General features: G+C 69.8%; 14 protein-coding genes and 1 tRNA gene. 8 read left to right on the top strand and 7 right to left on the bottom strand.

All coding sequences use genetic code 11. The features are described 5' to 3' along the window. The first annotated feature begins 195 nt into the window (after window positions 1-195). Together GAS53_RS17535 and GAS53_RS17530 are read left to right on the top strand one after the other, a co-directional pair. Window positions 196-1,737: an aldehyde dehydrogenase family protein gene (locus GAS53_RS17535; RefSeq protein WP_151478546.1), complete on the top strand. Its 1,542-nt coding sequence runs from the start codon at window positions 196-198 to the stop codon at window positions 1,735-1,737. A gap of 291 nt (window positions 1,738-2,028) precedes the next feature. Then, a tRNA-Leu gene (locus GAS53_RS17530) sits at window positions 2,029-2,113 on the top strand. 263 nt (window positions 2,114-2,376) lie between these two features. Here the strand turns inward: GAS53_RS17530 and GAS53_RS17525 are convergent. The 3 genes from GAS53_RS17525 to GAS53_RS58355 form a co-directional block, all read right to left on the bottom strand. Continuing rightward, on the bottom strand, window positions 2,377-3,189 hold the full coding sequence (locus tag GAS53_RS17525; RefSeq protein WP_404829250.1) for a recombinase family protein: 813 nt from the start codon (window positions 3,187-3,189) through the stop codon (window positions 2,377-2,379). A 108-nt stretch (window positions 3,190-3,297) separates the two neighbouring features. After that, window positions 3,298-3,495: a hypothetical protein gene (locus tag GAS53_RS17520; protein ID WP_151478545.1), complete on the bottom strand. Its 198-nt coding sequence runs from the start codon at window positions 3,493-3,495 to the stop codon at window positions 3,298-3,300. Continuing rightward, window positions 3,492-4,190, bottom strand: a complete 699-nt coding sequence (locus GAS53_RS58355) for an XF1762 family protein (RefSeq protein ID WP_404829245.1) — start codon at window positions 4,188-4,190, stop codon at window positions 3,492-3,494. Before GAS53_RS58355 ends, GAS53_RS17520 begins: the two co-directional genes overlap by 4 nt. A 263-nt stretch (window positions 4,191-4,453) precedes the next feature. Between GAS53_RS58355 and GAS53_RS17510 the strand changes: the two genes are divergently transcribed. Beyond that, window positions 4,454-5,128: a DUF2637 domain-containing protein gene (locus tag GAS53_RS17510; protein ID WP_151478544.1), complete on the top strand. Its 675-nt coding sequence runs from the start codon at window positions 4,454-4,456 to the stop codon at window positions 5,126-5,128. 152 nt (window positions 5,129-5,280) lie between these two features. Here the strand turns inward: GAS53_RS17510 and GAS53_RS17505 are convergent, their stop codons facing one another. Continuing rightward, window positions 5,281-6,549, bottom strand: coding sequence for an MFS transporter (locus GAS53_RS17505; protein ID WP_151478543.1), 1,269 nt, complete (start codon window positions 6,547-6,549; stop codon window positions 5,281-5,283). Then, window positions 6,546-7,910: an MBL fold metallo-hydrolase gene (locus GAS53_RS17500; RefSeq protein WP_151478542.1), complete on the bottom strand. Its 1,365-nt coding sequence runs from the start codon at window positions 7,908-7,910 to the stop codon at window positions 6,546-6,548. The genes GAS53_RS17505 and GAS53_RS17500 overlap by 4 nt, the downstream gene beginning before the upstream one ends. Window positions 7,911-7,996: 86 nt before the next feature. On the opposite strand from GAS53_RS17500, the gene GAS53_RS17495 reads away from it, so the two are divergent. From GAS53_RS17495 to GAS53_RS17485, 3 genes are all read left to right on the top strand, one after another. Next, window positions 7,997-8,665: an ArsR/SmtB family transcription factor gene (locus GAS53_RS17495; RefSeq protein WP_192583152.1), complete on the top strand. Its 669-nt coding sequence runs from the start codon at window positions 7,997-7,999 to the stop codon at window positions 8,663-8,665. After that, on the top strand, window positions 8,662-9,855 hold the full coding sequence (locus GAS53_RS17490) for a cysteine desulfurase family protein (RefSeq protein WP_225858962.1): 1,194 nt from the start codon (window positions 8,662-8,664) through the stop codon (window positions 9,853-9,855). Before GAS53_RS17495 ends, GAS53_RS17490 begins: the two co-directional genes overlap by 4 nt. Before the next feature lie 80 nt (window positions 9,856-9,935). Further along, window positions 9,936-10,235 (top strand): sulfurtransferase TusA family protein, encoded by a 300-nt coding sequence (locus GAS53_RS17485; RefSeq protein ID WP_151478540.1) that lies wholly within the window; start codon window positions 9,936-9,938, stop codon window positions 10,233-10,235. 24 nt (window positions 10,236-10,259) lie between these two features. Here GAS53_RS17485 and GAS53_RS17480 read toward each other — a convergent pair whose 3' ends face one another. After that, window positions 10,260-10,856, bottom strand: coding sequence for a TetR/AcrR family transcriptional regulator (locus GAS53_RS17480; RefSeq protein WP_225858961.1), 597 nt, complete (start codon window positions 10,854-10,856; stop codon window positions 10,260-10,262). A 73-nt stretch (window positions 10,857-10,929) separates the two neighbouring features. Then, window positions 10,930-11,211 carry a hypothetical protein gene (locus tag GAS53_RS56335; RefSeq protein ID WP_225858960.1) on the bottom strand — a complete coding sequence of 94 codons (282 nt, stop codon included), beginning with the start codon at window positions 11,209-11,211 and terminating at the stop codon, window positions 10,930-10,932. Window positions 11,212-11,626: 415 nt separating this feature from the next. Between GAS53_RS56335 and GAS53_RS58000 the strand changes: the two genes are divergently transcribed. Both GAS53_RS58000 and GAS53_RS17470 read left to right on the top strand, forming a co-directional pair. After that, complete coding sequence (locus GAS53_RS58000; RefSeq protein WP_225858959.1) at window positions 11,627-12,109, top strand: cytochrome P450; 483 nt, start codon at window positions 11,627-11,629, stop codon at window positions 12,107-12,109. A 5-nt stretch (window positions 12,110-12,114) separates the two neighbouring features. Further along, on the top strand, window positions 12,115-12,747 hold the full coding sequence (locus GAS53_RS17470; RefSeq protein ID WP_192583151.1) for a class I SAM-dependent methyltransferase: 633 nt from the start codon (window positions 12,115-12,117) through the stop codon (window positions 12,745-12,747). Window positions 12,748-12,778: the final 31 nt, after the last annotated feature.

The following is a 12,778-nucleotide window of genomic DNA, read 5'->3' as shown; positions in this document are numbered from 1 at the left end:
AGGTTACTTACAGGCGCAGCGGCGCCTCGCTAGCGTCCCGCGTACGACGCCTCCGTACGCGAGTGCGTACCGCAGTGCTCCCGTACGCGAGGCGGGCCATGCACGACCGCCCACCCGTCTCCCGCCACCGCCCCTCCAAGGAAGGGCCTTCGGGCCCTTTCCTTCTCGACTGTGCACCGAGAGCGGAGCAACCGAATGGCACCCACCCTCACCCTCAAGTCCCACACCTCCTGGACCGACGCCTGGCAGCGCTGTCTCGCCGTGGCGCCGGAAGCCTTCCGGGACGACCGTGTCCTCAACCTCTGGGGCGCCGCCTGGCAGGCGGACGGCCGGGCGCTGCCCGCCACCAGCCCCGTCGACGGCAGCCCCATCGCGGGCCCGCCCCGCCTGGACCGCGCCACCGCCCAACAGGCCGTACGCGCCTCCCTCGACCACCACCGCGCCTGGCGGCATGTACCCCTCGACGAACGCCGGGCCCGCGTCGCGGCCACCCTCGACGCGCTCACCCAGCACCGCGAACTGCTCGCCCTCCTCCTCGTCTGGGAGATCGGCAAGCCCTGGCGGCTCGCGCAGGCCGACGTCGACCGGGCCATCGACGGTGTGCGCTGGTACGTCGACGGAATCGATCCCATGCTCGAGGACCGGGCCCCGCTGGAGGGGCCCGTGTCCAACGTCGCGAGCTGGAACTACCCGATGAGCGTGCTCGTTCACGCAATGCTGGTACAGGCATTGGCAGGCAACGCGGTCATCGCCAAGACCCCGACCGACGGCGGCGTCGCGTGTCTCACCCTGGCCTGCGCGCTCGCCGCACGCGAAGGGATTCCCGTCACCCTCGTCAGCGGCAGCGGAGGCGAGCTGTCGGAGGCGCTCGTGCGCGCGCCCGAGATCGGCTGCGTCTCCTTTGTCGGCGGCCGCGACACGGGCGCCGCGGTGGCCACGGCCGTCGCCGACCTCGGCAAGCGACACGTACTGGAACAGGAGGGCCTGAACACCTGGGGCATCTGGAACTACACGGACTGGGACGCACTGACGACCGTCATCCCGAAGCTCTTCGACTACGGGAAGCAGCGCTGCACGGCCTACCCGCGCTTCGTCGTCCAGCGCGAGTTGTTCGACGAGTTCCTCGGGGCGTACCTCCCGGCGGTCCGCACCCTCCGGGTCGGCCACCCGCTCGCGGTCGAGCAACCCGACGACCCGTATCCGCAGCTGGACTTCGGGCCGGTGATCAACGCGGCCAAGGCGAAGGACCTCCACGACCAGGTCGCCGAGGCCATCGACCGCGGCGCCGTCCCGCTGCACCGCGGCAAGCTGTCCGACGCCCGCTTCCTGCCCGGCCAGGACACGGCGGCGTACGTCCAGCCGGTCACCCTCCTGAACCCGCCCCCGTCCTCGCCCCTCCACCACGCGGAACCCTTCGGCCCGGTCGACACCATCGTCCTGGTCGATACCGAGGCCGAGCTGCTCGCTGCCATGAACGCGTCGAACGGCGCGCTCGTCGCGACCTTGTCGACTGATGACGAGACCACCTACAACCGTCTGGCCCCGCAGATCCGCGCCTTCAAGGTCGGCCGCAGCAAGCCCCGCTCGCGCGGCGACCGGGACGAGCTCTTCGGCGGCTTCGGCGCGTCCTGGCGCGGCGCCTTCGTGGGCGGCGAGCTGCTGGTGCGCGCGGTGACGCGAGGTCCGGCGGGGGAGCGGTTGCCGGGGAACTTCCCGGACTACCACCTCATGCCGTGACCGGGACGCGCTGACCGGGACGCGCTGGCCGGGACGTGCTGGCCGGGACGTGCTGGCCGGGACGTGCTGGCCGGGACGCGCTGAACCGGAACGCGCTCCCGGCCTCCCGGCCCTCGGCATCTGCCTCCGAGTGCCGGCAGTGACCGGATGCGTACCCCTCGTACAGGGTGCGCATCCGGTCCCCACGACCACCCTCACAGCCCAGAAACGCAGGTGAAAGCCACCCCGAAAGCTTGGTATTGTTGTCCACGTCGCCCCGGGGAACACCCCCGTCAAGGCGGCAGACACCTAGTCCGGGTGGCGGAATGGCAGACGCGCTAGCTTGAGGTGCTAGTGCCCTTTATCGGGCGTGGGGGTTCAAGTCCCCCCTCGGACACAACCTTTGCGCACACGGATGGTGCTGGCCGGGTTTCGGCCAGCACCATCCGTGTTTCGTGGTCGTAGGTCAGGCGCAGGCCGAGTCGGCGATAGAACTCGGCCTTGTTCGCGGGGTCGGCCTGGCGGAGGAGCGCCAGCAGGCCGCCGAAACCCTCCACGATGCCGCGGATCTCCTCGCGGCTGACGGTGCGGGCGGCCTTCCCGCCATTGCGAGCGCTGTTGTCCAAGGTGGACTGAGCGGCCGCGCGCTGTGTCTGCACCTCACGGATCCAGCCCGCGATTGTGGGTTGGTTTGTCGGAGTAGATCCATGCACCCTTCTTGTTCCAGGTTTGCTGGGTCCGATGCCCGAGCGCGACGTCGTCGACGTCGATCAGTAGCTCTTCCTTACGCTGCCGGTTCCAGACCTGGTAGCCGGTGTAGCGCGGGTTCTGCAGGATCGCCCGGGCCGCACTCTTCGACCAGGCGACTCCGCACCGGTGCCGGTTGCGTTGCGGATCATGGGCTGAAGGGCAGGGGATGCCGTCGTTCGTCAGACGCTGTGCGATGGCGAAGATGCCGAAGCCGGCCAGGTATTCCGCGAAGATGCGTCGCACGACCCAGGCGGTTACCCCGTCGGGCACGAGACGGTGCAGTCGCTTGCCGTCGGCCGCCTTCGCCGGATCGGGGTGAAGCCCGGCGTCGACGAGGCGGTAGCCATAGAGCGGGCGGCCGCCGAGGAAGCGGCCCTCGACCCGGGCTTGAGCCGCCATCGCGGTACGGACGCGGATCTTGATGCGGGTGCGTTCGCCCTTGCTCACCCCGCCGAACACCGACATCACCAGGTCGTGGGCCTCGGAGTCGGGGTCGATGGGGCCGCCGACCTCCGGCACCCACAGGCGTACGCCGTAATGGGTGAAGACGAGGAAGGTGAGACCGTATTGGTTGCCGTAGAAGGCCCGCTGCGGTTCGCCGATCACCACCGCGTCGAAACCCCGGTCCGGATCCTTGAGAGCCTCCAGGAGTTGGGAGGCCCGCGGTCGGCGTTTCCACGGGATGGAGCGGGACTGCCCGATGTCGAAGTACTCGGCCACGATCTGACCGTGCGATTCGATCAGGACCCGCGCGCGTGAGCTGCCAGTTTCGGGAGGTCTCGGGATCTTGTTGGTCCTCGGTCGAGCACCGGCCGGCGAAGGCGAATGAGATCACTGATCCGGCTTCCTTTCGTGCCTCGAATCTTCTGCAGTGGACAGCCCGCCGGGCGGCATCCGGGCTTCGGTGTCAGCAGGACGATGCGCGGCATCACAGATCAGACGCAGCAGCGCGGCTGCCGCGAGCGGCGTGAGGACCGGTGGTTCATCCGGGACCTCAACGGTCACGTCGGCGTCGTCGCTGCGGCTCACGACGACCTGCGCGTGCTGCGTTGCCCGCCGTGGGCTCGCAAGCATGCGGTCGCTGCGTGAACGGGCTGGTCATGCGGCCCGGGGGCTGGCGCCGGGGCTGCGATATTAGTGCCAGAAGGGCTGCAGTCAAGTGCAGTTGACGACTCGGTATCTGGGCGGCAGTAGCCCGCTGTGATCAGTTCCCAGCGCGTTCGTGTCACCGCCCGTGCCTGCGCATGCCAGCTTCGATTGGGCCTGTCCCACCCCGCGTGCGGCGCCACGACTCCCACCGGCCGGAAACCGGCGGCGCGCAGGCTCGCACCGGATTCGCCTTCTTCGGTGTAGGTGACAAGGCGGTGGTAGCCCAGCGCACGGGCGGCCCGCCATGCCGCCCCGTACAGCTTGGAGTTCGCATTGGGGGTGCCATCGGTGCACGAGCGCGTCACCTCGAGCGTTGCACGGTCGTCCAGGTGCCGAGTGACGGGCCGGCCCACCACAGCCACACCCACAAGCACTCCATCCGCGGCAACACCGAGGGCGAACTTCATTCCCTGGGGCGGACGATGGTGGCGGTGATGCTCCGTGATGAACCTGCTGGCCTCGCGTAAGGAGGTCGGCACGATCGTGAGGATTATGAAGCCCACGACCTCACGGTGGTCGCCGACGGAGCCATTCGGGAAGATCGCATGCCTTCTCCTTCGTGATGCACGAGCCATGGGACTGCTCGTGGTCACCGGAGAAGGCGCATTCTCGTGCTGGGTTTGGACACTGGCGTCTTGGAACCATGTCCGATTTCCAACCGGTTCCAGTTCCAGCCGCTGGGGCGCCTCACCTGCGCACAACGAAGGAATAACGACCGCAGGTTCGAGTCCCCGGCGGGGCCACATGCAGAGGGTTGCAGGGCTGACCAGCGGTTTCTTGTTGGGCGGCTGGTGGTGGAGGGGCGGTTTCGTCCTGCGGCGTGGGATGGGTCGGTGTGATGGGCGACTCGGACGTGGGGTCTGTCCCGGGCGAAGGTCCGCGCCGGACGGTGAGGGGCGAGTCGCCTGATTTTGATGCGTGGCTGCGGTGTGGCTGTGCGTTGGTGGTCGCGGGGGTTGCGGCGTATGCCTCGTACGTTCATCAGCGGGATTTCGCCCTGCAGGGTGGCGCGGATGAGGTGAGCGCGTCGTTGTGGCCGCTGTCGGTGGACGGTTTGTTGCTGTTGGCGACGGTCGGCTTGCTGAAGCCGTCCGGGCGTGGTGGCCGTCGGGCACGATACGTCGTGTGGCTGGCTTTTCTGCTGGGGATCGTGGTGTCCCTGGCGGCGAATATCGCGGCCGCGCCGTCGCTGGCCTGGAAGCCGGTGCTGGTCGCCGGGTGGCCACCGGTCGCGTTGCTGTTGTCGGTGGAGCTGCTGGCGCACCGGCCGGCGGGCCGGGCGAAGGTGGAAATCGGCGATGAGGAGCACAGCGAGAATGATCCCGACCGTGACCGGGCCCACGTTGATCCGCTTCTGGAGCGTGCCCGGCGGATGGATGCTCGGCATTGGGAACTGCATCAGCGCCCGGTCTCGGCCGAGTCGTTGCGTAAAGAACTGCGGATCGGTGCTGACCGGTCGAGACAGTTGGTCGCCCTGGTGCGGGCGAGCCGTAACGGCAGCGTTCGAGGTTGAGTACCCTGCTCCACAGCGTTGCCCGGCTCCTACGAGTCGCTGCGCTGCCTCACCTTCGGCCCCGCAGTCCTGCACCTGTACCTGTAGGTGCAGACGCCAGGAATCTCGCCGAACCGATCTCGCGGACACCAGTGGCGTTCTTCTTCGATACGTCAGGTTCGTGGATGTGTCTCGTACATCCGCACCGCCACCACCAGGCCGGAGGCGGCGGTGAGGGCGGCGATGGCCCAGATGGCGGTGGTGAGGCTGTAGGCGTCGGCGAGGGCTCCGGCCAGCAGGGCGCCGACGGCGAAGCCGCCGTCACGCCAGAGGCGGTAGACGCCGACAGCGCGCGCCCGCCAGGCGGGGTGGGCGACGTCGCCGACGACGGCGAGCAGGGTCGGGTAGACCAGCGCGGTGCCGACGCCGAGGAGGATCTGGGCGGTGGCCCAGACGCCGAAGGTGGTACCGGCGGCGACGAGGGCGATGGCGGCGGCCTGCAGCAGCATTCCGGCGGTGATCAGGTGTTTGCGTCCGATGCGGTCGGACCACCAGCCGGTGAGCATCTGGCCCGCGCCCCAGACGGCTGGGTAGAGGGCGGCGAGGATGCCGATCTGGGCGATGGACAGGCCGTGGGCGGCGAAGAGGAGGGGGAAGATGCCCCAGGCGAGGGCGTCGTTGAGGTTGTTGACCATGCCGGCCTGGCTGGCGGCGGACAGCGCCTTGTCGCGGAGGCTGGTGAGGCGGGCGATCTGGGCGGTGGTCAGTTCCGCGTCGTGCTCGTTGCCCGCGATGGTGACGTGGCGGGCTGCCTCGTAGCGGGCGTGGTCGCGGGTCTCGCGGACCGCGAGGGTGGACAGGCCCAGGGCCAGGACGACGTAGGCGGCGCCGAGCAGGAACGGCTCGGGTCGCAGTCCGGCGTGTTCGGCGATGGCGCCGGTGGCCATGGCGGTGGCGGCGACGGCGACGTATCCGGCGGCCTCGTTGAAGCCCATGGCCAGGCCGCGGCGCTCTGGGCCGGCCAGGTCGATTTTCATGATGACGGTGGTGGACCAGGTCAGGCCCTGGTTCATGCCGAGCAGGATGTTGGCGGCGATGATCCAGCCCCACGAGGGGCCCCAGGCGAGCATGGCGGGCACGGGCAGGGCGATGAGCCAGCCGGCGATCAGGACCGGTTTGCGGCCGTAGCGGTCGGACCAGGTGCCGGCGAAGAAGTTGGTGACGGCCTTGGTGGCGCCGAAGGCCAGGATGTAGGTCATGGCCGCGGTGTATGCGGACAGGTGGAAGACGTCGTCGGCCAGCAATGGCAGGACGGTGCGTTCCTGCCCGAGCATGCCGCCGACCAGGGCGTTGACCACGACGAGGAGGCTGAACTGGGCGAGGTTGGCCCGTAGTCCGAGGCGTATTGCGGGGCGGGTCTCGCCGGGGGTGTGGGTGGTCACGCGGTCTCCTCCAGGGGGCGGCCGGTGGCCTTGGACCAGTCGGTCGGTCCGCCGTCGAGGACGGCGAGCTGCTTGTGGCCGGTGCGCTGCAGGAGGCTGGCTGCGGTCATGGCGCGTTCACCGTGGCCGCAGGCCACGACGGGGCGCCGAGGTGCCTCGGCGCTGTGTTCGGTGAGGTCGCCGAGTTCGATGTGGATCGCGCCGGGGATGTGTCCGGCGATGTGTTCGGCCTGCTGGCGGATGTCGAGGACGGGGCGTTCGGCGATCCGGTCGGCCGTGAGCAGCTCGATGCGTTCCTGCTCTCCGCCGCCAGTGGTCCAGGCGTCCATGCCGCCGTCGAGGTGTCCTGCCAGTCGCTCGTAGCCGATCTTCAGGGCCTGCCAGGTGAGTTCGGCGAGGTCTTGATCGGGGTTGGTGACGAACACGAGTGGGGTGTCGTCGGGCAGCAGCCAGCCCAGCCAGGTGGCGAACTGGTCCCGCAGTGGGATGGAGACGGCGTCGGGGATGTGCCCTGCGGCGAAGTCCGCCACGGGGCGTACGTCGATGATCTGGGCGCCTTCGCCGATCAAGTGGCGCATCTGGTCCGGGGAGAGTGCCGGGAGACTGGGGGCGGAGCGGAGGACGGCGGGACCGTGCCGGTTCGCCTCGCTCAGGCGGTCGAAGTACGCGGGGTAGGAGCCGAGACTGTCGAGTAGCTGCCGTACGAAGGTGTCCTCGTCCGGTGCGGCGAGCAGGGGGTTGGCCCGCTTCTGCGCGGCGATGGTGGTGGTGCGTTCGGCACCCGGCGGTGCGGAGCAGAAGGACCCGGCGCCGTGTGTCGGCCACACGGCTGTCGCGTCCGGCAGTTCGGCCAGGCGGCGCAGCGAGCGGTACTGGGCGCGGGCCAGCTCCTCCGCGCGGTCGGCGCCGAGCAGGTCCGTGCGGGCGGCCGAGCCGACGATCAGGGAACCGCCGGTGAAGACTCCGAGCTCGCGGGCGCCGTCCAGGAGCAGGAAGGACAGGTGCTCGTCGGTGTGGCCGGGGGTGGCCAGCGCGCGCAAGGTAAGGCCGCCGAGGTCCATCTCGTCGCCGTCGGCCAGCGCGGTGTGCGGGAAGGCTCGGTTGCCGGCGGCGGAGGCGAGTACGGCGGCGCCGTCGTCGGCGGCCAGCTGCACCGCACCGGACAGGAAGTCGGCGTGCAGGTGGGTGTCGGCGGCGAAGGCCACCGTGAGGCTGCGTCGGTCGGAGGCTGCACGCAGTGCCCGCAGATCGCGACTCGCATCGACGGCCAGGGCCCGTCCGCCGCCGAGGTCGACGAGGTAGGCGCTGTTGCCCAGACCCTCATCGACCAGCGGTACCAAGTGATCGTCGGTGAAGCCCATCGGGTCCTCCAGGGTGTCCCATCAGGTGCGGGTCGCCTCAACGCCCACCCTTAGCTACAATATTCCATGGAATGATGGAGGATGCCATGGGAGACCCCCAGCGCAAAGCCGCGCTGTACGACGCTTTCGCCCGCACCGGCAAGGCACTGAGCAGTGGAAAGCGCCTGGAACTGCTCGATCTGCTGGCACAGGGCGAGCGCACCGTCGACGCGCTCGCCAAGGCCGCGGGGCTGAACCTGACCACCGCCTCGGCGCATCTGCAGACCCTGAAGCAGGCCGGCCTCGTGGCCACCCGCCGCGAGGGCGTGCGCATCCACTACCGGCTGGCCGGCGACGACGTCGCCGCCCTCTACGCCCTGCTGCGCCAGGTCGCCCAGACACACCAGGCCGCCGTCGAACCAGCCCGCACCGCCTACCTCGGCACGGACGAAGCAGAGGAGGTCAACCGCGAGGACCTCCTGGCGCGCGCCCAGGCGGGCGGGGTCGTCGTCCTCGACGTCCGCCCGGCCGAGGAGTACGCCGCCGGACACATCCCCGGCGCGATCTCCATCCCCGTCGACGAACTCACTGACCGCATCGCCGAGTTGCCGGACGATGCCGAAGTGGTCGCCTACTGCCGGGGCGCCTACTGCGTCCTGGCCTACGACGCCGTACGCCTGCTGCACGCCCGCGGCCGCAAGGCGGTCCGGCTGACCGACGGGATGCTGGAGTGGCGCCTCGCTGAGCTGCCCGTGGACAGCGGGGTCGCCGCGTGATCCCCGCGATCGAGGGCAGCCCCGTCTACCTGGACTACAACTCCACCACCCCGGTCGACCCAAGGGTCACCGAGGCGATGCGCCCGTACTTGACCGACTGGTTCGGCAACCCCTCCAGCAGCCACGCCTACGGCGCCGAGCCCCAGCGGGCCCTTGCCCTCGCCCGCGGCCAGGTCGCCGCACTCATCGGCGCGGACGCCTCAGAGATCGTCTTCACCGGCTCCGGCTCCGAGGCCGACAACCTCGCCCTGCGCGGCGCCGTACTCGCCGCTAAGACCGACCGCCCGCACGTGATCACCCAGGTCACCGAGCACCCCGGCATTCTGGAAACCTGCCACGCCCTCGAACGGCACCATGGCACTGCGGTGACGTACCTGCCCGTCGACGGCGACGGTCTCGTCGACCCGGCGGTACTGGCCTCCGCACTCACCGAGCGCACCGTCCTGGTCTCCGTCATGGCCGCCAACAATGAGACCGGCGCCCTCCAGCCCATCGCCGAACTGGCCCGCATCACCCACGCCCACGGCGCGCTCTTCCACTGCGACGCCGCCCAGGCCGCCGGAAAGATCCCCATGGACGTACGGGACCTGGGCGTCGACCTCATGACGATCGTCGGCCACAAGATGTACGCCCCGAAGGGCATCGCCGCCCTGTACATCCGCGCAGATGTCGCCCTCGAACCGCTGATCTACGGCGGCGGCCAGGAACGCGGCCTGCGCTCCGGCACCGAGAGCGTCGCCCTCACCGCTGGCCTGGGCGCCGCCGCCCAACTCGCCGCCAAGGAGCTGACCGACGGCGGCGCACAGCGCATCGCCGCACTGCGCGACCGCCTCCACACCGGCCTCACCGCCCGACTCCCCGGCCGCATCCACCTGAACGGCCCCGCAGAACCGCGCCTGCCCAACACGCTCAACATCAGCATCGACGGCATCCGCGGTCACGAACTCCTCGACGCCGTACCTGAGATCGCCGCCTCCACCGGCTCGGCCTGCCACAGCGGCGACCACCGGCCCTCCCCGGTACTGAGCGCCATGGGCCTGCCCGACACCCGCAGCCTCGCCGCGCTCCGCCTCTCGCTGGGCCGCTGGACCACCGCCGACGACATCGAGCGGACCATCGAGCTGATCACCGCCGTTTCTACTACCGCGCCACGAGAGCATCCTCAACGTGTTCAGCGAGCAGGGAAATGATGGCCGCGGAGACGGCTGGAGAAGGGCAAGCAGGGCGCGCTGCCCCGCCGTCTGTAGCGCGTCACCCAGAGACCGGCGCCATGACGGCGGCCGTTCCGGCGGCGGACATCACCGTCGATGGCACCGGCCTGCTGTGCGTAACCCTGCTGCTGAAGCTGCGCGCCCGCATCGCCGAGGCCGAGCCGGACACGGTCGTGCACGTCATCGCCACCGACCCGGCCGCCCCGCTCGACCTGCCCGCCTGGTGCCACATGACCGGCCACACCTACCTCGGCCCCGCCCCTGGCCCCGACCGGCCGGTGTACGCGCTGCGGCTCAACGCCCGCGCCCGCCCCACTCGTGCCGACGCACCGTGGCACCCGGCCGCGGCCGGGCCCTGAGACTGCGGCTTTGGCGCGCAAGGTTCAGATGTCGGCCGGGCGTGCGGCCTCGATGACGCCGTGGATGGCCTCGCTGATCCTGGATGCCGCGGCATCGGGGTCGGGCTGTCCGGCGTCCAGCCAGCCGATGACCGCCTCGATGGTGAAGACGGGAATCACCCGCGCCGCCCAGTCCAGCCAGGGTCCGGCGGGCAGGAGTGCGGCGAGGTTGTGCTGGGCGATCTCGGTTGAAGCCGTGGTGAGCGTGTCGATGAGGTCGCGGAACTCCGGCTCCCGGGCGGCGTGATGGAACAGCAGCCGGAAGGCGTCGGGGTCGGCCGCCGCGGCACGGACCAGGGCGGGGACCGAGTCCTCGTCGAAGTTGTCGCTGCCCACGTTTTCTGCCAGACGGACGCAGGCTCGGTCCAGGACCGCCCGGTACATGTCGGCTTTCGACTCGAAGTGCCGGTAGAGCATCACCCGAGTGATGCCAGCCTCGGCGGCGACGTCATCAAGGCCGGTGCCCACGAAGCCGGCGCGCGCAAACGCCCGGGTGGCGGCATCCAAGATCTGCTCGCGCCGTTCGGCCCGCCGCATCCGCTTCACCGGCTCGACGCCCGCGGAGCCCGCTTGCTCTGCCACCCGATGACCCTCCTCTTGTTTACTCACGAGTGTACAAGTACGTTTGTTTACGTCAGAGTATACAAACGAGCTCTCAGGAGCTGCCGTGACTCCCCAGCTGCCCTTCGAACAGACCGGCCCCCTGCAGATCCCTCCGCTGCTGCGCGAGTTGCAGGCCCAGGGAGCCGTCCACAAGATCCGCACCCGCGTCGGCGACGACGCCTGGCTGGTCACCGGATACGACGAGGTGCGCCGGCTCCTGGACGACGCCCGCCTCGGCCGCTCCCACCCCTGCCCGGAAGCCGCCGCCCGCTCCAACGAGTCGGCCCTCTTCGGCGGACCGCTGGGCAACTATGCGACCGAGAATGCCGACCACGTCCGCATGCGCTCCCTGCTCCAGCCGCACTTCACGCCAGGGCGCATGCGCGCCTTCCGCCCTCGCCTGGAAGCTCTGACCGCAGGACTACTCGACCAACTCGCCCACCAGGGCCAGCCGGCCGACCTCGTCACAGCCCTCGCGCTGCCGCTGCCGATCCTGGCCATCTGCGAGCTGCTCGGCGTGCCGTACGAAGACCGCGCCCGGTTCCGCACCTGGACGCAGGCCGCCGCCGACGTGCTCGACCGTCCGCGATCCGAACAGGGACTGGGTGAACTGTTCCAGTACGGGATGGAGTTGGTAGCGCGCAAGCGCTGCGATCCAGGTGACGACGTGATCTCACGTCTCTGCGCGACCGACGGGGTCGGCGACGACGAGATCGCCATGCTCGCGATGGCCCTGCTGTTCGCCGGCTATGAGACCACCGTCGTCCAGATCGGCCTCGGCGCACTGCTGCTGCTCTCCAACCCGGACCAGTGGCAGACCATGGCGAAGGCCCCCGACCGGGTCCCGGGAGCGGTCGAAGAGATCCTGCGAGCTCCCGGCAAAGGCGGCGGAGGCATACCCCGCTACGCCCGCACCGACTTCGACATCGGCGGCGTCACCATCCAAGCCGGGGATCGTGATGCTGGACAACGGCGCCGCCAACCACGACCCCGCGGCCTTTCCCGACCCCGACCGCTTCGACATCACACGCCGCGCCGCCTCCCACCTCACGTTCGGACACGGCGCGCGCTACTGCCTCGGCGCACCCCTGGCCCGCATCGAGCTGCAGGTCGCCCTCGCGCAGCTCGTCCGGCGCTTCCCCACGATGCGGCTCGCCATACCGGTCGAGGAACTGACCGTCCGCAGCGAGGTGCTAACGGGCGGCCTCGTCAACCTCCCCGTGGCCTGGTGATCGACATGAACCGCCCTCTCTTCTCCCGGCTCTACCCCCGCATGAGCAAAGCCATGGAACAAGCAGGCATGACCGAACACCGCCGCACCCTTCTCGCCGGACTCACCGGCGAGGTCATCGAGATCGGTGCGGGGGACGGCGCGAACTTCACCCACTACCCGCCCACCGTCACCCACGTACTGGCCGTTGAACCCGAACCGCACCTGAGGCGACTCGCCCAATCCGCCGCGCAGCCGGCGCCCGTTCCGGTCCAGGTCGTCGCCGGCAGTGCCGAGGGTCTGCCCGTGCCCGGTGAGAGCTTTGACGCCGCAGTGTTCTCTTTCGTGCTGTGCACGGTCCCCGATCCCGACGCGGCACTCGATGAAGCCCTGCGCGCACTGAGACCCGGCGGACGACTCCGCTTCCTGGAACACGTCCGCGCCGATACCTCTGGCCTCACCCGGGTTCAGCGCCTGCTGGACGCCACCGTCTGGCCGCTCCTCGTCGGCGGCTGTCACACCGGCCGCGACACACAAGAAGCCATCACACGCGCGGGATTCACCATCGAACACCTCGACCGCTTCCTCTTCCCTAAAGCACGGACTCCCGTCTCCTTCCACATGTCCGGAACGGCGTCCCGGGGCTCGAAGTCGAGGTAGGCGGCTGAACCGAGTTCGTCGTCCTGACCCT

Source organism: Streptomyces albicerus (genome assembly GCF_008905045.1).
Taxonomy (GTDB): Bacteria; Actinomycetota; Actinomycetes; order Streptomycetales; family Streptomycetaceae; genus Streptomyces; species Streptomyces albicerus.
Note: the sequence above shows the minus strand (reverse complement) of the source record. Positions and strands in the feature narration are given on the sequence as shown.